The organism is Microbulbifer sp. CAU 1566 (assembly GCF_023156515.1).
Classification (GTDB): domain Bacteria; phylum Pseudomonadota; class Gammaproteobacteria; order Pseudomonadales; family Cellvibrionaceae; genus Microbulbifer.
Genome location: NZ_JALNMG010000003.1, coordinates 1 through 19,959 on the forward strand (window position 1 = coordinate 1; position 19,959 = coordinate 19,959).

Here is a 19,959-nt window from a genome sequence, read left to right on the forward strand (position 1 = left end):
TTGAGTACATCGAAGTGTTCTATAACCGAGTACGTAGGCACTCCGCTATTGGGCATCTCAGCCCAGCGGAATTTGAGCGCAAATGCGCGTAGTTAGGGTGTCTACTTATCGTGGGTAAGACCAATCTGACATTGCTTGACAAAGCTTCCTTTTATTTAGGTATATCTGCTCTCGATGTTATTTGAACCCCTGTTTATGTCAACGACTAAACTTCCCTTCAAAGAATTTGACCTCAATTAGATCTCTATTTGATGTAGACAAGCTAAATGCCTGATTAAATATCAAACAGGCGAAGGCAGACACAAAAAAGCGAGCCTCAATCGAGGCTCGCTTTTTCGAGTTCCGGATTCAGCTTAAACAATAGCTACCGCTAGTTGTGAGTTACACTGCAAGGCGGGCTAAAAGGAATCACCGGGCACCCTGACCACACCCTCCATCAAAACCCGCGCACTGCGGCTCATAATGGCCTTAGTAGCCGTCCACAGCCCGTTGGCAATTTCCGCTTCCGCGCCAACCCGCAAGGTGCCGGACGGATGGCCGAAGTTCACCACGCTGCGCTCCCCTCCCCCCGCGGCCAGATTGACCAGGGTGCCGGGAATGGCAGCAGCGGTGCCGATGGCCACGGCGGCGGTGCCCATCATGGCGTGGTGGAGTTTGCCCATGGACAGGGCGCGCACCAGCAGGTCGATTTCATCCGCGGCCACTTGCTTGCCACTGGAGGCCGCGTAACCTTTCGGCTCCGCGACAAACGCGACCTTGGGGGTATGCTGGCGAGCGGCTGCTTCTTCCACCTTGTCGATCAGGCCCATGGCCTTCGCACCATAAGCACGAATAGTCTCGAACATGGCGAGGGCCTTGTCGTCACCGTTGATGGCTTCCTGCAGTTCGGTGCCGGTGTAACCGATATCCGCGGCGTTGACGAAGATGGTCGGGATGCCGGCGTTGATCATGGTGGCCTTTAATGTACCAACACCCGGCACTTCCAGGTCGTCCACCAGGTTGCCGGTGGGGAACATGGCCCCTTCTCCATCCGCCGGGTCCATGAATTCGATCTGTACTTCCGCCGCCGGGAAGGTGACGCCGTCCAGCTCGAAATCACCGGTCTCCTGCACTTCCCCATTGGTGATGGGTACGTGGGCGATGATGGTTTTCTTGATGTTGGCCTGCCAGATGCGCACGGTGCAGATACCGTTCTCTGGAACGCGCGCTGCGTCGACAAAACCGCTGTTGATGGCGAAGGCGCCGACGGCGGCGGTGAGGTTGCCGCAGTTGCCGGACCAGTCCACAAACGGCTTGTCGATGGAGACCTGGCCGAACAGGTAGTCCACGTCGTGCTCCGGCTGCTCGCTCTTCGACAGGATGACGGTTTTGCTGGTGCTGGAGGTGGCTCCACCCATGCCGTCGGTCTGCTTGCCGTAAGGATCGGGGCTGCCGATCACCCGCAGCAGCAGGTTGTCGCGCGCGGCGCCCGGAACCTGTGCGGATTCCGGGAGGTCCTGCAGACGGAAGAACACGCCCTTGCTGGTACCGCCACGCATATAGGTGGCGGGCACTTTGATTTGAGGAGCAAAAGCGGTCATTGCGCGGCACCCTCGGCTTCAAGGAAGTCGTTGGCGAAGCGCTGCAGTACACCGCCGGCGTCGTAGATGGAGACTTCTTCTGCGGTATCCAGGCGGCATTTCACCGGCACTTCTACGGTCTCACCGTTTTTGCGGTGAATCAGCAGGGTCAGGGTTGCGCCCGGGGTGCGGTCGCCGAGTACGTCGAAGGTTTCGGTTCCGTCCAGCCCCAGGGTTTCGCGGGTGGTGCCGGGCTGGAATTCCAGCGGCAGTACGCCCATGCCGATCAGGTTGGTGCGGTGAATGCGCTCGAAGCCTTCGGCCACAATCGCTTCCACACCGGCGAGGCGCACGCCTTTGGCGGCCCAGTCGCGGGAGGAACCCTGGCCGTAGTCGGCGCCGGCGATAATGATCAGCGGCTGCTTGCGCTCCATGTAGGTTTCGATGGCTTCCCACATGCGGGTGACCTTGCCTTCCGGCTCGATGCGTGCGAGGGAGCCCTGCTTCACTGCGCCACTGTCGTCGCGCACCATTTCGTTCAACAGTTTCGGGTTGGCGAAGGTGGCGCGCTGGGCGGTGAGGTGATCGCCGCGGTGGGTGGCGTACGAGTTGAAGTCCTCTTCCGGCAGGCCCATTTTCGCCAGGTATTCACCGGCGGCACTGCTGGCGAGGATCGCGTTGGACGGCGACAGGTGGTCGGTGGTGATGTTGTCACCCAGTACGGCCAGCGGGCGCATGCCTTTGAGGCTGCGCTCACCTGCCAGTGCGCCTTCCCAGTACGGCGGGCGGCGGATGTAGGTGCTCTGCGGGCGCCAGTGGTACAGCGGCTCGCCCTTCTCTGCTTCGGCCTTGTTCAGGTCAAACATCGGGATGTAGACCTCGCGGAACTGCTCGGGCTTTACGCTCTGTTTGACGATCGCGTCGATCTCTTCGTCGCTTGGCCAGATATCTTTCAGGGTTACCGGGTTGCCGTCTTTGTCGTGGCCCAGTACATCTTTTTCGATATCGAAGCGGATGGTGCCGGCAATGGCGTAGGCCACCACAAGCGGCGGCGAAGCCAGGAACGCCTGCTTGGCATACGGGTGAATTCGGCCGTCGAAGTTGCGGTTGCCGGACAGTACGGCGGTGGCATACAGGTCGCGGTCGATGACTTCTTTCTGAATTTTCGGATCCAGCGCGCCGCTCATACCGTTACAGGTGGTGCAGGCAAAGGCGACCACGTCGAAGCCCTGTTGCTGCAGTTCCGACAACAGGTTGGCTTCTTCCAGGTACATTTTTACGGTTTTGGAACCGGGTGCCAGGGAGGTTTTCACCCAGGGCTTGCGGGTCAGGCCGAGCTTGTTGGCGTTGCGCGCGATCAGGCCCGCGGCAATCATGTTGCGCGGATTGCTGGTGTTGGTGCAGCTGGTGATCGCGGCGATGATCACCGCACCGTCGGGCATCAGGCCCTCTTCTTCCTTCCACTCCTCTTTCCAATCTCCCTGGGCAATACCACGGTTGGCCAGTTCGGATACCGGCAGCAGTGCGTGCGGGTTGGACGGGCCGGCCAGGTTGCGGCCGACTGTTGAGAGGTCGAACTTGAGTACGCGCTCGTATTCGGCATCTTTCAAAGAGTCTGCCCACAGGCCAGTTTCTTTCGCGAACTTTTCGACCAGGGCTACCTGCTCGTCGTCGCGGCCGGTGAGTTTCAGGTATTCGATGGTCTGCTCGTCGATGGCGAACATGCCGGCGGTGGCGCCGTATTCGGGCGTCATGTTGGCGATGGTGGCGCGGTCGCCCAGGCTCAGGCTGGCCGCGCCTTCGCCGAAGAATTCGAGATACGCACCGACCACGCGCTCGCGGCGCAGGAACTCAGTCAATGCCAGCACCATATCGGTACCGGTGATGCCGGGCTGCAGTTTACCGGTCAGCTCGACGCCGACGATGTCGGGCAGGCGCATGTAGGAGGCACGGCCGAGCATAACGCTCTCGGCCTCAAGGCCGCCCACACCCACGGAGATTACGCCGAGCGCATCGACCATCGGGGTGTGGCTGTCGGTACCGACGCAGGTATCCGGGAAGGCAACACCATTTTTCACCTGCACCACCGGAGACATTTTCTCCAGGTTGATCTGGTGCATGATGCCGTTGCCGGGCGGGATGACGTCGACGTTTTCAAACGCGGTTTTGGTCCAGTTGATGAAGTGGAAGCGGTCTTCGTTGCGGCGTTCTTCCACTGCGCGGTTCTTTTCGAACGCGTCTTTTTCAAAACCGGGGTGCTCGACGGCCAGGGAGTGGTCGACGATCAGCTGGGTGGGCACGACGGGATTTACTTTGGCGGGGTCACCGCCCTTTTCGGCGATGGCGTCGCGCAGGCCGGCGAGGTCCACGAGTGCGGTCTGGCCGAGAATATCGTGGCAGACGACGCGCGCGGGGAACCAGGGAAAGTCGAGGTCGCGCTTGCGTTCGATGATCTGCTTGAGGGCGTCGGTGAGTTTTTCTGGCTCACAGCGGCGCACGAGGTTTTCTGCCAGGATACGGGAGGTATACGGCAGTTTTTCATAGCTACCCGGCTGGATGTTTTCGACTGCTTCTCTTGTGTCGAAATAATCTAAGTCTGTGCCGCGGAGTTTTTTTCTAAATTCGGTGTTCATTTGGGGTCACCCAGTCGGGTCATTCTGTCGGGGCGTTTGGTGGCGGTGCCGGCACCGGGTCGGGTTTTGCTGGACACGCCGTAAACCCATCCATGGGGGCTTGGCTGCGAGATCCCTCTCGCAGACAGTCCAGCAAAACCCGACCCGGTACCGTCACCTTCGCTTCGATTTGAGCGGTTCCTTTTGAAGAACCTTAACGCTCAGCGATCGGGGTTACTTTGCGCAGTTCCGGGCCGGTGTATTCCGCGCTTGGGCGGATGATGCGGTTGTCGGCGCGCTGTTCGAATACGTGGGCGGCCCAGCCGGTTACGCGAGACATGACGAAGATCGGCGTAAACAGTTTGGTGGGGATGCCCATGAAGTGGTACGCGGAGGCGTGGAAGAAGTCGGCGTTACAAAACAGCTTCTTCTCGCGCCACATCACTTCTTCGCAGCGTACGGATACCGGGTACAGCACGTCGTCGCCCACGTCTGCAGCCAGTTTTTCGGACCACTGCTTGATGATGGCGTTGCGCGGATCGGATTCGGTGTAGACCGCGTGGCCGAAGCCCATGATTTTTTCTTTGCGCTCGAGCATGCCCATCAGTTCTTTTTCTGCTTCGTCGGCAGAGGAGAACTTTTCGATCAGTTCCATCGCGGCTTCGTTGGCGCCGCCGTGCAGCGGGCCGCGCAGGGAGCCGATGGCGCCGGTGATGCAGCTGAACAGGTCAGACAGGGTGGAGGCACAAACGCGCGCGGTGAAGGTGGAGGCGTTGAACTCGTGCTCTGCGTACAGGATCAGGGAGACGTTCATTACCTGTGCGTGCAGGTCGTTCGGCTTTTCGCCGCGCAGCATGTGCAGGAAGTGGCCGCCGATGGAGTCGTCATCGGTTTCAGTTTCGATGCGCACGCCGTCGTGGGTGAAGCGGTACCAGTAGCAGATGATGGACGGGAATGCGGCCAGCAGGCGGTTGGCGCGATCCTGTTGCTCGGCGAAAGACTCTTCGCCTTCCAGGTTGCCCAGCATGGAGCAGCCGGTGCGCATTACATCCATAGGGTGTGCGTCGGCGGGGATGCGCTCCAGTACTTCGCGCAGCGCCACAGGCAGGCCGCGCATGGTTTTGAGGACGCCTTTGTAGTCTGCCAGCTGGGCGGTGGTGGGCAGTTCGCCGTTGAAAATCAGGTAGGCGACTTCTTCAAACTCGCAGTTTTCTGCCAGGTCTTTTACGTCGTAGCCGCAGTAGGTCAGGCCGGAGCCGGATACGCCTACGGTGGAAAGTGCGGTTTTACCAGCTACCTGGCCACGCAGGCCTGCTCCGCCAACTTTTTTCTCTGCCATCTCTATTTCCCCTATCGATTTAAGTTTTTACTTCGTCATACCGGCGTATGCCGGGATGACGCTGGGTACAAATTACTTTTTAAGCTCTTACTTCTTGAACCTTTACTTCTTAAACAGCGCGTCGAGCTTGTCTTCAAACTCGTGGTAGTTCAGGTAGTCGTACAGTTCTGCGCGGGTCTGCATGGTGTCGACCACCGCTTGCTGGTCGCCCTGCTTCAGGATGCTGCTGTAAACATTTTCCGCAGCTTTGTTCATGGCGCGGAAGGCGGACAGCGGGTACAGCACCATGTCGGCGCCGGACTCGCCCAGCTCAGCTTTGTTGTACAGCTTGGTTTTTCCGAACTCGGTGATGTTCGCCAGGATCGGTACATTCAACGCATCTTTGAACGCGCGGTAGTGTTCCAGTTCGGTCACGGCTTCGGCGAAGATGCCGTCGGCGCCAGCTTCGATACACGCCTGGGCGCGGTCGATGGCAGCTTCGAGACCTTCCTGTGCGAAGGAATCGGTGCGCGCCATGATGAAAAAGTCGTCATCGGTACGGGCATCAACGGCCGCCTTGATACGGTCGACCATTTCCTCTTTGGAAACGATCTCTTTGTTCGGGCGGTGGCCGCAGCGCTTCTGCGCTACCTGGTCTTCGATATGTACTGCGGCGGCGCCGGCGCGGATCATTTCCTTAATGGTGCGGGCAATATTGAAAGCGCCACCCCAGCCGGTGTCGATATCCACCAGCAGTGGCAGGCTAGAGGCATCGGTAATACGGCGCACGTCTTCCAGCACGTTGTCCAGGCTAGTCATGCCCAGGTCCGGCAGACCGTAGGAGGCATTGGCGACGCCGGCACCGGACAGGTAAATGGCCTGGTGGCCGATGCGCTCGGCCATGATCGCGGTGTAGGCGTTGATGGTGCCGACTACCTGCAGCGGCTGGTTGTCTTTCAGGGCCTGGCGAAAGCGTGCGCCGGCGGATTCTGGTCTGCTCATAGACTTGCCCTTTTCTCTTAATCAGTTTTGGCTTAATCGATTTTCGTTAATCGGTTCTGGAAAGTTTCTTTTCGATATTGCTGCGCGACGCGCGGATGTGGCGGCGCATCAGAATTTCTGCCAGTTCACCGTCGCCGGCTTCGATGGCTTCAATGATGTGGCTGTGTTCGCGGAAGGCGCGGTGCGCGCGCGGGCTGGCCATGCCGAGCTGATAGCGGTACATGCGCACGCGGAAATAGAGTTTGTTACACAGGGTGTCGATCAGCAGGTCGTTATTGGAGGCCTGCACAATGCGGAAGTGGAAGTCGAAGTCCCCTTCCGGCTGGAAGTAGGCAGTGCCCTTCTGCAGTTCTTCCTGCTGCTCGTGGCGATGGAGCATGTGGCGCAGTTCCACCAGGTCTTCCTCGGTGCGGTTTTCTGCCGCCAGGCGGCAGGCCATGCCCTCTAACGCCTCGCGCACGTCGTAAATTTCCAGCAGGCCGCGCTCGGTCAGTTCCACTACCCGCGCACCGACATTTACTTTGCGCTCAATAAGGCTGAGGGACTCCAAGCGCATCAGGGCTTCGCGCAGGCTGCCGCGGCTGGCATCGAAGCGGCGCGCCAGTTCCGGCTCGCTGATCTTGCTGCCGGCGGCAATACGGCCCTCGACGATTTCACTGCGCAATGTCAGGAACAGGCGATCCGCCAGGCTCTGCGACCGGGATTCGGTCTTGCCTGTTGCAGCGACGGCCGTATCCAGCCCGCTACTGGACTCCTGGGATTTGGTGACCTGCCCTTCCATCTATTTCAGCTCCGTGAGCGCCAATATCGTTGCCGACTTCAGATTGTCGACACTTTATAGAGTTGCAGAGCTTAAATAGCCACTTTTCTTGCGTCAACCGCATTTTCTGTCAACACATTGGCATTTTGCGACTGACTGGGAGGTCACGCGACTATTGGGCGCTGACTGGGATGGGATTGGAGGGGTGGACATCGCCGGTGAGGTAAATCATGACAGCGGACGGGGCGCAGCAGCCGGGCGGATCCGGGCAAACGGCGGTCAATTGGGGACAAGCCCGAAATGACGTCCGCAAGAATAGTAGTCTTGAAAAAGTGATATGGGCATAATAGCGCCCGCACTGACTGGTACGACCTTCGATAGTTCGTCACAATAACGCCCTGCCACTCTATTCTTAGAGGATGCTTAAGGGGCTAATGTCAGATTCCGGAACACCCAGTCGAGAGTATCGAGCAGATATACATCATGCCTAAAAGTATTATCAGGCGCTGGCTGCCAACTCCCGAACAGGTACGCGCCAACAATGGGCTGAAGTTTCTCGGCACCCTGCTGCACGACCCCAACCTCTTCCACCTGAATCGCCACTCGGTCTCTGTGGCCTTTGCCGTGGGCATTTTCACCAGCTTCCTGCCACTACCCGGCCAGATGCTGATCGCCGCGCTGCTCGCACTGTGGTTCCGCTGCAACCTGCCGCTTTCTATGGCACTGGTGTGGATTAGCAATCCGGTGACCATGCCGGCGATTTTCTACAGCACCTACAAGCTGGGCGCCTGGCTGTTGGGCACCCCGCCTCTGCAGTTCAAAATTGAGTTGTCGCTGGAATGGCTGACGGAAGAAGTGGGGAGAATCTGGCTACCGCTGTTTTCCGGGTCGCTGATTTGCGGCATTTTCTTTGCGACCGTGGCCTATTTCGCGATGCAGGCAATCTGGCGCTGGCAGGTGGTAAAGCGTTGGAAGTCCCGGCTGGCACAGCGCAAGGCGCAGCTCAGCCAGGACAGTTAATTCACTTACAAATCCTGGTTAGCGATCCCGGTCAGTAATCCTGGCGCAGGGCCGCTGCCGGTTGTACCCGGCTCGCCTGGAAGGCGGGATACAGGGTTGCGATCAGGCTCAGCAGGAATCCCGCCCCCACCACCAGCGCCACATCACTCCACTGCAATTCTGACGGCAGGTAGTCCACCGGATAGACATCTGATTTCAAGAACTGGATACCAAAGAGGGATTCCAGGCCGGATACCAGGTCCGTGACCAGCAGCGAACCAATCACCCCGAGCAGCCCGCCAATCAGCACACCCACAAGACCGACCAGCGCGCCCTGGCTGACAAACGTCAGCAGTATTTCCCGGGTGCTGGCACCCATGGTGCGCAGAATGGCGATATCGCCATGCTTGTCGATGACCACCATTACCAGGGTGGAAACCACGTTGAACGCGGCGATGGCGATGATCAGGAACACCAGCAGGCTGACCAGATTGCGCGACATCTGAATCGCCTGATACAGGTTGCCGTGGGTGCCGGTCCAGTCGTTGCCGTAAAAGCCCTCAACCGGAAGCTGCCTCAACAGGTGCTGGAACACCGCAAAGGAGCGCAGCATATTGTCCACTCGCATCTGCACCCCGGCGCCACCTGCACCGCCAGCGAGGGCCTTGGCCTGCGACCAGTCCACGATTGCCAGGGAGTGATCCAGCGCGGTGCCGGAATGGAAAATATCCACCACCTTGAAGCCCGCCAGTTGCGCGGCGGCGCGACCACCGGACTCGCTGCTCCCGCTCTGGGGCACAATCACTGACAGCTGTTCACCAACGGCAATCTCCAGTTTGTCGGCAATGCCGCGACCGAGAATGATGCCCGGCTCTGCCGGATCGCTGGTGAGTGCGGCAAAGCTGCCAGGCTGCAGGAAATCGCCGATGGTCGATACATTGACGATGGTTTCCGGGTTCACGCCCTGTACCAGTAACGGCGTTACTTCCCGGCCGTTGCGGGCGAGACCGTTGACCTGCCACACCTCGGCAGCAGAGGTTACGCCTTCGGTAGCCGCCACCTGATCGCGCACGGAGGTCCAGTCGATATCCGGACTCGCGTTGTACACAGTGGCGTGCGGCATGATGCCGAGAATGCGCTCGCGCAATTCGCGGTCGAAGCCGTTCATCACCGACATCACCACGATCATCAGCGCCACGCCGAGAATCAAACCGATCATGGACAGGCCGGAAATAAACGACACCAGGCCGGCGGAGTCTTCACCGCTGCGCTGGGCACCGGCGTAACGCAGACCGACAAATGCGGGTAATGGCTTAAACATTTTTCGCCTTAATCATTCTTCGCTTAAACACCGTCGCCCTGCTGCCAACCTTCAATCAGCTCGCCATCCACCAGATGCAGGCAGCGATCCAGTGCGCCGGCGAGTTCCGGATCATGGGTGACGATGACAAAACTGATTCCGGTCTCTTGATTGAGTCGGTCCATCAGTTTGTGGATTTCGTGGGCGGTCGAGCGGTCGAGGTTACCGGTGGGCTCGTCCATCAACACACAGGCGGGACGCGCCACCAGTGCCCGTGCGATGGCAACGCGCTGGCGCTCACCGCCGGAAAGCTGTGCCGGTTTGTGGTCGAGGCGTTGCCCCAGGCCAACCGCTTCCAGCATTTCGGTGGCCGCCGCGCGCGCCTCTGACACGGAGCGCTTGCCGATCAGCAGTGGCATCGCCACATTTTCCAGCGCGGTGAATTCATTCAACAGGTGGTGAAACTGATACACAAAACCGAGGCTGCTGTTACGCAGCCAGCCGCGCTCATTGGCATTCAGGCTGGCGAGGTTTTGTCCGCCCACCCAGACTTCACCAGAGGTGGGGGTATCCAGGCCACCGAGCAAGTTCAACAAGGTGGATTTACCGGAGCCCGAGGCACCGACAATGGCGAGGCGCTCCCCTTTCGGCACCTGCAGTTCGACACCGCGTAGTACATCCAGCTGATTGTTGCCCTGGCGATAGGTTTTCGTCAGTTGATGGCAAGCTAGCACTGCATCAACGGCGCCCTGGGGGCGAGATTCTTCTGGGTGGATTTCCACTTTGCTATTCATCTATTTTGTCCGGTTGATGGGAGCAACGCGCTGCGCCACCATTTTCATCGCTCGAGTTTGGGCGCTATTCGTAGCGCAGGGCTTCTGCTGGCTCAATCTGCGCCGCACGCCATGCGGGGAACAGTGTCGCCAGCAGGCTCATGATCACCGCCGCACTCAACACCAGGACGGCGTCGGCTGTACGAAATTCCGAGGGCAGGAAGCTGACAAAGAAAACACGGGGGTCAAAAATCTGCGCGCCCACCAGGTTTTCGATCCAGGAAACCAGATCGGTCAGGTTGAGGGCAATCAGGGTGCCCAGTGTCGCGCCGATAATCGCACCGATGATGCCGATGGCACTGCCCTGCACGATAAACACCGCCATGATCTGGCGGGATGTCAGCCCCAGGGTGCGCAACACCGCAATATCCGAGCGCTTGTCCGCCACCATCAACACCAGAGCAGATACGATATTGAATGCCGCCACGGCCACAATGATCATCAGCATCAGGGTGACCACGGTTTTTTCCATCTTCACCGCCTGGAACAGGCTGCCCTGGGAGTGGCTCCAGTCTTCACCGCTAAACCCCTCGCCCAGTGACGCAGCGTATCCTTCGACACGCCCCAACGCGTTGTTCATGTCGTCGAATTTCAGCTGCAGGCCCTGAACCTTGCCCGGCATGCGCAACAGGCGCGCGGCATCGTCCAGGTGCATCAGGGCCATGTTCTGATCCACCTGGGCACCAACAGAGAAAACGCCGGCGACGGTGAAGCGTTTGGTTCGCGGGAAAATGCCTGCGGGTGTGATCGTGACTTCCGGCAGGGTGAGAATGACGCTATCGCCGGGAATCACACCCAGCTGACGGGCGAGAATACGCCCCAGAACGATTTTGTAGCTGCGGGACTCCAGCGCATCCAAAGTGCCCATCAGCATGTGTTCGCCAACGGCGGAAACTTCCCGCAGCGCGACGGGGTCCACCCCCTGAAACTCCACGCCCTGGGATTGGTTATTGGCACCCAGCAGGGCAAAACCGCGCACGAAGGGGCTGGCGGCGATGACATGGGGCTGCTGCTTCAGTCGGTCTGCGGCGCTGGACCAGTCTTCGAGTCCGCCCTGCTCTTCCACAAAGCCGTGTGGCACTACCGACAGGATTCGGGTTTTCAGTTCACGGTCGAAGCCGTTCATCACCGAAGTCACCACGATCAGTGCAAACACCCCGAGCGCCATTCCCAGCAACGAGAAACCGTTGATAAAAGAAATGAACTGCTGCCGGCGGCGAGCGGCCACGTAACGCAGGCCGATATAGAGAGGAACTGGTTTTATCATGCCGTTGATTTAAGCGGAAAAACGCCAAGAAATCCAAGTATTTAGGCCCATTTCCGGATCAGAATGGGAACACCATTGCAGCTTCGACCGGCAAATTCAGCGGGGATTCCATTTCAGCAATTTTTTGTTGAGAAGCGTCAGCTTTTCCTCATCCCACCCCGCCGGTGCCACCAGCTGGTGCCAGGCGTGCACATAGTCCGCCGGGGCGTAACTGTGCCCATACCCCATGGGCGCGATTCCCGCGTGCATATCCATCCCGAGCTGCAACATGGTCACTATGGGGTACCACTGCAGATCCGGTGATACATCCCGCGCCCGGGGCTTTTCCATCCAGGCCGGTTTGCGATAGGCCGCGCCGGGGTCGAAGAAGACGATCGGGTCGCTGCCGTGCTGCAGGTACGCCAGGCGGAAGTTGCCCCACTTCGCTTTGCCTTTCTGGTAACCGCCGAAGTGGTTACCAAAGCGCACCACGGCGCCGCCACGGAACTGCGGCAACCAGGCAGGCGAGCCCTTATCCCGCTCAGCAGTCACCTGGCGCCAGGTATCGCTGCGAAACGGCGGCCCGGCCCACAGCGCCCCGTCGAAGGGGTCGTCGATGATGTCGTAAAAGTCGAAGGAGCGATCAGAGTTGAGCGCCCCCAGGCTCAAACCGAACAGGTACAGCCGCGGGCGCGCACTTTTCGGCATGCTGCTCCAGTATCCGTAAATGGACTGAAACAGTGCCTGGGCCGTTTCCCGGCCGTAGGCGTCCTCGGTCATCAGCGCGATGGGGCTGGGCAAGTAGGAGTATTGACCGGCAACGCTGGCGACATCGCCGCCGAGCAAGTACTCAATGGCATTGATTGCGCCGGGGTCCACCCAGCCGGTGCCGGTTGGGGTTATCAGGATCAGGTAGGGGCGATCGAACCCTCCTACCCGTTTCAGCTCGTCCAGTGCCAGCTGCGCCCGCTTCTCCGGGGTATCTCCTGCATTCAATCCCACATAGACCCGGATGGGATCTTTGGCGGTGCCTGTAACCTCGGCAATATCTTTGGCCATCGGCCGCAGTGCCAGATACCGCCGCCCCTGATGCCCCATGTCCTGCCAGCGTAACAGTGACGCAGAGCTCCCGGGGGCCATGGGATCGCTGGGAGTTTTCATCTCCGGAACTATCTTGGCGTCCAGCCGCTGGTAGATACCGTCGACAGTACGCAGGGCAGAGGTAAGAACAACTTCGCTGACAATCGCCCAGAACAGGGCAATAGCGCCGACAAAACCCGCAAACAGGGCGATTCGCTGAGGAATCCGACGCTCAAGCTTGCGAGAAAGGAAATGGAACAGGCGCCGGAACAGCTTGCCAATTCCCTGGCACAACAGGAATACCAGCCCCGCCACCACCGCGATGGTCAGCGGCCGGACACCGGACACTTCCTCCAGCTCCATCAATGACCGCACCGAGTTCTGCCATTTTGTCGCCTGCAGCAGAAAGCCCAGCGCCAGCAGTCCCGAGAAGATAATAGCGACCCAGCGCAACCACCTTTGGGTCCTGGCCCCCACACTGGGAATTTCCAGAAAGCCCCACAACCAGGCGATGAACACACCCACCGCATAACCCGCCGCGAGCGAAAATCCGGAAATCACGCCCTGCACGACACCCTCGCGGGGAATCAGCGAAGGCGTAAGGGAAATAGCAAAGAAGATGGTGCCAACCAGCAATCCTGCCGAAGAAAAGTAGTGTGCAAGCCGCATCCGTGACTGTCCGGTGGGTCGTATACGAAGGGTCAAAATGAAGAGTCGAGTACGAGTTTCAGCCTAGCACAAGGAACAACAGCGCCGCGGCGCCCGCCACCTGTGCGCTTGGGCCCTCGAGGCGCGGCAGGTGTCGGTAAAATAGACGGGGAGAAAAACGTGAAGAATGCCGCATGTTTCGGCACAATATCTGCTTTAATGCTCGATAACGCCAATAATCAAACTGGAGAGCCCGAATGTTCTCAACCCGCCTCCTCGCAAAATCCTCCCTGGCCGCGCTGCTGAGCGCTGCGTTTTTTATCAGCTCTACCATTCAGGCAGAAACCGTGGAAGTTCCCGTTGGCAGCCAGGGTATTGCTGCCGAGGCCAGCCACCTGCGCGGTAAGAAGCAGGAGCAAGTTACCTCGGAACTGGGTGAACCCCTGAACATCCAGGGCCCGGTTGGCGAGCCCGCGATCACCCGCTGGGAATACGCCGACTTTTACGTTTATTTCGAATTCGACCGGGTGCTGCATACCGTTAAAAAGCATCAGGGATAAACCTGCGCCTACCGGTGTTACTCCTCCTTTCGAAGTTTCACCCCGCCCTCTTCCTGTCCTAATCTGCAGGCGACAATGTGGTTACTCTGTCGCCTGCTAGACTCATCTTGGGTCGAGGCAACCCTGCTGTGTTCCCGCCTCCCCGCTGACAGTGAATTCTTCACAAGACCAAGCGGCAAAGATGAGCAAAACCGAGCGTACGCGAATAACCCCGAATCGCGAGGCCTACGAATGTCTCGCGCCAGAAAGCCTGCAGCTGGATAAGCGGCTTCCGCCCAGTGGTGCCTCGGACCGTTTTGCGCTCGCAATGGTCAACATCCTGCGCTTTATTGCCGACACTTTCTTCGCCAAACGGTATGGCAACCGCGCTATCGTCCTGGAAACGGTTGCAGCGGTTCCTGGCATGGTGGGCGGCACCCTACAGCACCTGAAATGCCTGCGCCGGCTCTGCGATGACGACGGCTGGATTTTTACGCTACTGGATGAGGCGGAAAATGAACGCATGCACCTGATGACGTTCATGGAAATCATCAACCCGACCTGGTATGAGCGGCTCATTGTGGTGATCGTGCAGGCCGTTTTTTACAACGCATTCTTCCTGCTGTATCTGATTTCCGATAAAACCGCACACCGGCTGGTGGGATATTTTGAGGAGGAAGCGGTGGTCAGCTATACGCTGTATCTGGAGCGTATCGACAGTGGCCACGAAGAAAATGTGCCAGCCCCTCAGGTGGCGATTGACTACTGGGGGCTGTCGGAAGACGCGAAGTTACGCGATGTGGTGGAAATCATCCGCGCGGACGAGGTAATGCACCGCGACACCAACCACGAGTATGCCGACCTGATCCGGGCCGGTAAGCATTTTTGACTGTCTCCAGAAAATGACAGGCAGCCAATTGCCATTCGTTCAGTAGAGAAACGTTGCGGTACCGGTGGAGATCAGCTCACCGCTATCATTGTGCAGTTCCATTCGAGTGACCACCAGTTTGTTGCCAACTCGCAGAATAGATCCGCTACACACGAAGTGCTCACCCCGGCCAGGCTTTAGATAATCAACCCGCATATCCACCGTGCCCAAACGCATGAGCCGCTGGATTTTTTCTTCCCAGTCGATGGCACCGCCCATACGCTGGTAGGCCGCCACCATTGCGGTAAAACCGCCCACCTGATCCAACGCCGTGGCTATCACACCACCGTGCAGAATGTTGTGGTAATGGTTGCCGATCAATTGCGGCTTGCGCAAGAAGGTCGCCGACAGCGTCTGCGCTTCAAAATCCACCTCGTGCAGCTTGAGGCCGATCTCGCGGACAAAGGGCACCTCTTCAAAGACGCCCTCGATCAGCTGGAAAAACTCGCTATAGGATGGCTCTGTCACAGCCGCGTCACCCGGTTGAGTCCGTCCAGCGCCGCACTGCGATAGGCTTCCGCCATGGTGGGATAGTTAAAGGTGGTATTTACAAAGAAATCGATACTGTTGTTCGGTGCCGGCTGCTTCATGATGGCCTGGCCGATATGCACGATTTCCGCAGCCTCGGCCCCAAAGCAGTGAATACCCAGGATTTCCCGCGTTTCAATGTGGAACAGGATCTTGAGCATGCCCACGCGCTCGCCGGAAATCTGTGCGCGTGCGGTGTGCTTGAACAGCGCGCGTCCAACTTCGTAAGGCACTTTGGCATTGGTCAACTCGGTTTCCGTCTGACCAACGGATGAAATTTCCGGAAGGGTGTAGATCCCGGTCGGCGCATCTTCGATTACGCGGTGGCCGCGCCCAACAACGGCCGCAGCCACTGCCCTGCCCTGGTCGTAGGAGGCACTCGCCAGGCTCGGCCAACCGATCACATCACCCACCGCGTAAATATTTTCAACCGAAGTGCAGTAGTGCTCATCTACCGCTAACTGCCCGCGATGGTTCGCCTCAAGACCGACATTCTCCAGCCCCAGGGAACCGGTGTTGCCGGAACGGCCGTTACACCAGAGCAGCGCATCGGCAGAAATGCGTTTGCCGGATTGCATCTCCATGGTGACGCCGCGATCGGTACCGATCACTTTCGCGTACTCCTCGCGGTGACGCACAGTAACGCCCATATCACGCAGGTGGTAGCTGAGCGCATCGGAGATCTCGTCATCGAGAAATTCCAGCAGATGATTACGGCTGTTAATCAGATCCACCTTCATGCCAAGTGCGGCAAAAATAGAGGCGTATTCACAACCGATTACGCCGGCGCCGTAGATGATGATGGCCTGCGGCGTGTGCGCCATGTCCAGAATGGTATCGCTGTCGTAGACCCGCGGGTGATTGAAATCCACATCCGCCGGGCGATAAGGGCGCGAGCCGGTCGCGACGATAATTTTATCAGCGGTGACAATTTCCTTGGCGCCATCCACCAGCTGTACCACAACACTGTTGGCATCCTGGAATCGGGCCTCACCAACAATCAACTCAACCCGATTGCGCGCATAAAAACTGGTATGCATTTCCACCTGATAGGAAATGACCTTGTTGACCGTTTCCATGACCTGGGGAAAAGTAAGGCGGCGCGGTTCGCCAAGTGCGCGAAAAACACTCTGAGTGTTGTAGCGCATCAACTGTTTTACCGAGTGACGCAACGCCTTCGAGGGGATGGTGCCTTTGTGGGTACAGTTACCGCCCACCGAATTGCTGCGCTCAATTACCGCGACACGCAGACCTTTCTTGGATGCGCTCATTGCCGCCGCTTCACCCGCCGGGCCCGAGCCAATAATTACCAGATCGTACTTGGAAACTGCCATTGATTTTCTGTCTTTGCTTTTATAAAGAATTTATTGGGCGCACCTGGTCAGAGTGCGCCATCCATCAGGATTTTTTGTTCGGCTTGCTGGTTGCATCGTAGGCAAGATCCGACGCGGAAACAGCTGCCGCTTTTGCCGCCTGCCGCTGCTGTTCCTTTTCACATTCTTCGTCGTCACCACCACAGATATCGCAATCGCGCTTCATGCCGATATTGTTCAGGCCACCACAGGAACCCTTGAGTGGCTTGTTCTGAACAATGGCACCCAGCGCCATACCGGTCACAATGAGAACCAGAGTAATGAATGCAAGAATATAAATAGTCACGGTTACCTCCCCTGACTTTCAAGGTAGGGCTTGAAAGCGCTGCTAACACGCTCCTCAAACCCGGAATCGGTTTTTACCAGCAAAAACACCGCCAGATTGACCTGCTCTGCCAATTTTAACGCCGCATCGGCGCCCATCACATTGAGTGCTGTAGCGTAACCATCGGCCTCGGCACAGGTGTCCGCCACCACGGTGACCGACGCGAGCCGGTGCTCGACCGGACGCCCGGTCCGCGGGTCGATGGTATGAGCATAACGCTTGCCATCCCGCTCGTAGTAGTTGCGGTAGTCGCCAGAGGTGGCAATACCTTTACCGCTCACCTGTATCGGCTTCTGCACTACCTGCTCCGCGCTCGGGCGCTCGATACCCACTCGCCAGGCAATCCCCTGGGGATTAACTCCAGCGGTTCGCAGTTCACCGCCGACTTCCACCAGGTAATTGGTGATGCCCCTGGATTCCAGGAGGTCAGCCACGCGGTCGACACCGTGCCCTTTGGCAATGGCTGAGAGATCGACTTTGACCGGCCGCGTTTTGCGCAACTGGCGGTCGTTGAGCACCAGCGCATCGGAACCAATTTGAGCCAGAATGGCTGAAATCTGCTGATCTGCAGGGATGGCCTCCGGCTCGGGGTCCGGACCAAAGCCCCACAGATTCACCAGCGGGCCGACGGTGACATCGAAGGCACCATCGCTATCCTGGTAGATTTTCAAAGACTGAGCGATAACCTCAGCGAGGTGTGGAGATATTTCTACCGACTCACCCGGTGCTGTGGCATTAAAGCGCATCAGCTCAGAGTCCGGGATGTAGGTGGACATCTCCTGGTTCACCGCGGCCAATTCGGCATCCACCGCCGACTGCAATTCTGCCTTTTTCATCCCTTCAGGCACATCCACCACCGTAAGGTGGTAGGCGGTACCCATGGTCGGGCCGCTGAGCTTCCAGCTCTGCTTTTGCGGTGAACAGGCCGCCACTGCAAACAGCAAGGCTGCCAAAGCCAGCCAACGGAAAAGAAACCCACTGCGCACAAACAAAAACAGGGCCGAATGCAGCGGCCCTGTTTCTGTGGATGTATTGATACGTCCAATCATGCGCGATCAGCCGCCGAAGTCGTCGAGCAGGATGTTGTCATCCTCAACGCCCAGGTCCTTCAGCATGTTGATCACCGCCGCGTTCATCATGGGCGGCCCACACATGTAGTACTCACAGTCTTCCGGCGCCGGGTGGTCCTTCAGGTAGTTTTCGTACACCACATTGTGGATGAAGCCGGTGTAACCGGTCCAGTTGTCTTCCGGCTGCGGATCCGACAGGGCGATGTGCCACTTGAAGTTGTCGAACTCGTCCTGCAGGCCGTTGTAATCGTCCTCGTAGAACATCTCACGCAGGGAGCGTGCACCGTACCAGAAGCTGATCTTGCGCTTGGAGTTCAGGCGCTTCAACTGGTCGAAGATGTGCGAACGCATCGGCGCCATACCGGCACCACCACCGATGAAGACCATTTCGTTGTCGGTGTCCTTGGCGAAGAACTCACCGAAGGGACCGTACACACGCATTCTGTCGCCCGGCTTCAGGTTGAAGACGTAGGAAGACATCTGGCCCGGCGGAATACCTTCGGAGCGCGGCGGCGGCGTGGCGATACGGATGTTGAACTTAACAACGCCCTTCTCTTCCGGGTAGTTGGCCATGGAATAGGCGCGTACTACCGGCTCGGTCACCTTGGACTCCAGCTTGAAGAAGCCGAAGTGCTCCCAGTCGCCACGGTACTCTTTCTCGATTTCGAAATCGGAGAACTTCACGTGGTGGGGGGGCGCTTCCAGCTGTACGTAACCGCCAGCGCGGAAGTCTACGTTTTCGCCTTCTGGCAGCTTCAGGGTCAGCTCTTTAATGAAGGTGGCCACGTTCGGGTTGGACTCCACAGTGCATTCCCACTGCTTCACACCAAACACCTCTTCAGGCACTTCGATCTTCATATCCTGCTTCACTGCAACCTGACAGGACAGGCGCTTGCCGGCTTTTGCTTCACGCGGGGTAAAGTGGGCCGCTTCGGTCGGCAGCATGTCGCCACCGCCCTCGGTCACTTTACACACGCACTGGGCGCAGCTACCGCCGCCACCACAGGCAGATGCCAGGAACAGGTTGTTGGCTGCCAGGGTTTGCAACAGTTTGCCACCCGCCGGCACGGTGAGGGTTTTCTCACCGTTAACCAGGATGTTGACGTCACCGGTGTTCACCAGGCGAGAGCGGGCAACCAGAATGATGGCCACCAGCGCCAGCACGATCACGGTGAACATGCCTACGCCAAAATAAATATCCGTTAATTCCATATTATTCGACCTCCCCGCTTAGATATCGATGCCGCCGAAGGACATGAAGCCCAGCGACATGAGACCAACGGTAATGAAGGTGATACCCAGGCCTTTCAGGCCTTCAGGCACGTCACTGTACTTCATGCGCTCGCGAATACCCGCCAGAGCGGTAATCGCCAGTGCCCAGCCGAGGCCGGCGCCGAAGCCGTAAGCAACAGATTCACCAAAATTGTATTCGCGCTCCACCATGAACAGAGAGGCACCCATGATGGCGCAGTTCACGGTAATCAGCGGCAGGAATACTCCCAGGGCGTTGTAGAGCGCCGGTACGTATTTATCCAGGAACATTTCCAGGATCTGTACCAGAGCGGCAATTACGCCGATGTAAGACAGCAGGCCGAGGAAGCTCAGGTCCACATCCGGGTAACCGGCCCAGGCCAGTGCGCCGTCTTTCAGCAGGTAGGTGTAAATCAGGTTGTTCACGGGCACGGTGATGGTCAGTACCACAACCACCGCAACGCCGAGACCAACCGCCGCTTCAACCTTCTTGGATACCGCGAGGAAGGTACACATCCCGAGGAAGAAGGCCAGCGCCATGTTTTCAACGAAAACCGCGCGGATGATCAGAGAAATAAAATGTTCCAT

Annotated in this window: 19 protein-coding genes; 4 read left to right on the forward strand and 15 right to left on the reverse strand. The window is 58.4% G+C overall.

The genetic code is table 11. The annotated features are described in order from the left end of the window. Positions 1–92, forward strand: a 92-nt coding sequence (locus M0G74_RS08410) for an IS3 family transposase (protein ID WP_248216187.1), incomplete at its 5' end; no start/stop codon positions are given. A 306-nt stretch (positions 93–398) separates the two neighbouring features. Here M0G74_RS08410 and prpF read toward each other — a convergent pair. From prpF to M0G74_RS08435, 5 genes are all read right to left on the reverse strand, one after another. Continuing rightward, the gene (prpF, locus tag M0G74_RS08415; RefSeq protein ID WP_248216188.1) at positions 399–1,580 is read right to left on the reverse strand and encodes a 2-methylaconitate cis-trans isomerase PrpF; all 1,182 of its coding nucleotides are present in this window, start codon (positions 1,578–1,580) and stop codon (positions 399–401) included. Continuing rightward, positions 1,577–4,192, reverse strand: coding sequence for a Fe/S-dependent 2-methylisocitrate dehydratase AcnD (gene acnD / locus M0G74_RS08420; protein ID WP_248216189.1), 2,616 nt, complete (start codon positions 4,190–4,192; stop codon positions 1,577–1,579). The genes prpF and acnD overlap by 4 nt, the downstream gene beginning before the upstream one ends. Before the next feature lie 193 nt (positions 4,193–4,385). Continuing rightward, positions 4,386–5,510, reverse strand: coding sequence for a 2-methylcitrate synthase (gene prpC, locus M0G74_RS08425; RefSeq protein WP_248216190.1), 1,125 nt, complete (start codon positions 5,508–5,510; stop codon positions 4,386–4,388). 102 nt (positions 5,511–5,612) lie between these two features. Then, the gene (gene prpB, locus M0G74_RS08430; protein ID WP_248216191.1) at positions 5,613–6,491 is read right to left on the reverse strand and encodes a methylisocitrate lyase; all 879 of its coding nucleotides are present in this window, start codon (positions 6,489–6,491) and stop codon (positions 5,613–5,615) included. A gap of 46 nt (positions 6,492–6,537) precedes the next feature. Then, the gene (locus tag M0G74_RS08435; RefSeq protein WP_248216192.1) at positions 6,538–7,272 is read right to left on the reverse strand and encodes a GntR family transcriptional regulator; all 735 of its coding nucleotides are present in this window, start codon (positions 7,270–7,272) and stop codon (positions 6,538–6,540) included. 462 nt (positions 7,273–7,734) lie between these two features. Between M0G74_RS08435 and M0G74_RS08440 the strand changes: the two genes are divergently transcribed. Next, entirely contained in the window at positions 7,735–8,271 is a 537-nt protein-coding gene (locus M0G74_RS08440; protein ID WP_248216193.1) for a DUF2062 domain-containing protein, read from the forward strand. 31 nt (positions 8,272–8,302) lie between these two features. Here the strand turns inward: M0G74_RS08440 and M0G74_RS08445 are convergent, their stop codons facing one another. The 4 genes from M0G74_RS08445 to M0G74_RS08460 form a co-directional block, all read right to left on the reverse strand. Further along, on the reverse strand, positions 8,303–9,571 hold the full coding sequence (locus M0G74_RS08445) for a lipoprotein-releasing ABC transporter permease subunit (RefSeq protein WP_248216194.1): 1,269 nt from the start codon (positions 9,569–9,571) through the stop codon (positions 8,303–8,305). Between the two features lie 23 nt (positions 9,572–9,594). Further along, positions 9,595–10,344 (reverse strand): lipoprotein-releasing ABC transporter ATP-binding protein LolD, encoded by a 750-nt coding sequence (gene lolD, locus M0G74_RS08450; RefSeq protein ID WP_248216195.1) that lies wholly within the window; start codon positions 10,342–10,344, stop codon positions 9,595–9,597. A 64-nt stretch (positions 10,345–10,408) separates the two neighbouring features. Beyond that, the gene (locus M0G74_RS08455) at positions 10,409–11,650 is read right to left on the reverse strand and encodes a lipoprotein-releasing ABC transporter permease subunit (protein ID WP_248216196.1); all 1,242 of its coding nucleotides are present in this window, start codon (positions 11,648–11,650) and stop codon (positions 10,409–10,411) included. A 96-nt stretch (positions 11,651–11,746) separates the two neighbouring features. Beyond that, positions 11,747–13,378: an alpha/beta-hydrolase family protein gene (locus tag M0G74_RS08460; RefSeq protein ID WP_248216197.1), complete on the reverse strand. Its 1,632-nt coding sequence runs from the start codon at positions 13,376–13,378 to the stop codon at positions 11,747–11,749. A 236-nt stretch (positions 13,379–13,614) separates the two neighbouring features. Between M0G74_RS08460 and M0G74_RS08465 the strand changes: the two genes are divergently transcribed. Together M0G74_RS08465 and M0G74_RS08470 are read left to right on the forward strand one after the other, a co-directional pair. After that, entirely contained in the window at positions 13,615–13,917 is a 303-nt protein-coding gene (locus M0G74_RS08465; RefSeq protein WP_248216198.1) for a hypothetical protein, read from the forward strand. Between the two features lie 181 nt (positions 13,918–14,098). Then, complete coding sequence (locus tag M0G74_RS08470) at positions 14,099–14,785, forward strand: alternative oxidase (protein ID WP_248216199.1); 687 nt, start codon at positions 14,099–14,101, stop codon at positions 14,783–14,785. A gap of 39 nt (positions 14,786–14,824) precedes the next feature. Here the strand turns inward: M0G74_RS08470 and M0G74_RS08475 are convergent, their stop codons facing one another. The 6 genes from M0G74_RS08475 to nqrE all read right to left on the reverse strand — a co-directional run bounded on the left by M0G74_RS08475 (position 14,825) and on the right by nqrE (position 19,959). After that, on the reverse strand, positions 14,825–15,292 hold the full coding sequence (locus M0G74_RS08475; protein WP_248216200.1) for a thioesterase family protein: 468 nt from the start codon (positions 15,290–15,292) through the stop codon (positions 14,825–14,827). After that, on the reverse strand, positions 15,289–16,686 hold the full coding sequence (gene sthA, locus M0G74_RS08480; protein ID WP_248216201.1) for a Si-specific NAD(P)(+) transhydrogenase: 1,398 nt from the start codon (positions 16,684–16,686) through the stop codon (positions 15,289–15,291). The genes M0G74_RS08475 and sthA overlap by 4 nt, the downstream gene beginning before the upstream one ends. Before the next feature lie 64 nt (positions 16,687–16,750). After that, on the reverse strand, positions 16,751–17,011 hold the full coding sequence (gene nqrM / locus M0G74_RS08485; protein WP_160153785.1) for a (Na+)-NQR maturation NqrM: 261 nt from the start codon (positions 17,009–17,011) through the stop codon (positions 16,751–16,753). A gap of 2 nt (positions 17,012–17,013) precedes the next feature. After that, entirely contained in the window at positions 17,014–18,099 is a 1,086-nt protein-coding gene (locus M0G74_RS08490) for an FAD:protein FMN transferase (RefSeq protein ID WP_248216202.1), read from the reverse strand. Between the two features lie 6 nt (positions 18,100–18,105). Beyond that, positions 18,106–19,332, reverse strand: coding sequence for an NADH:ubiquinone reductase (Na(+)-transporting) subunit F (gene nqrF, locus M0G74_RS08495; protein ID WP_248216203.1), 1,227 nt, complete (start codon positions 19,330–19,332; stop codon positions 18,106–18,108). Between the two features lie 18 nt (positions 19,333–19,350). Next, positions 19,351–19,959 (reverse strand): NADH:ubiquinone reductase (Na(+)-transporting) subunit E, encoded by a 609-nt coding sequence (nqrE, locus tag M0G74_RS08500; RefSeq protein ID WP_160153788.1) that lies wholly within the window; start codon positions 19,957–19,959, stop codon positions 19,351–19,353.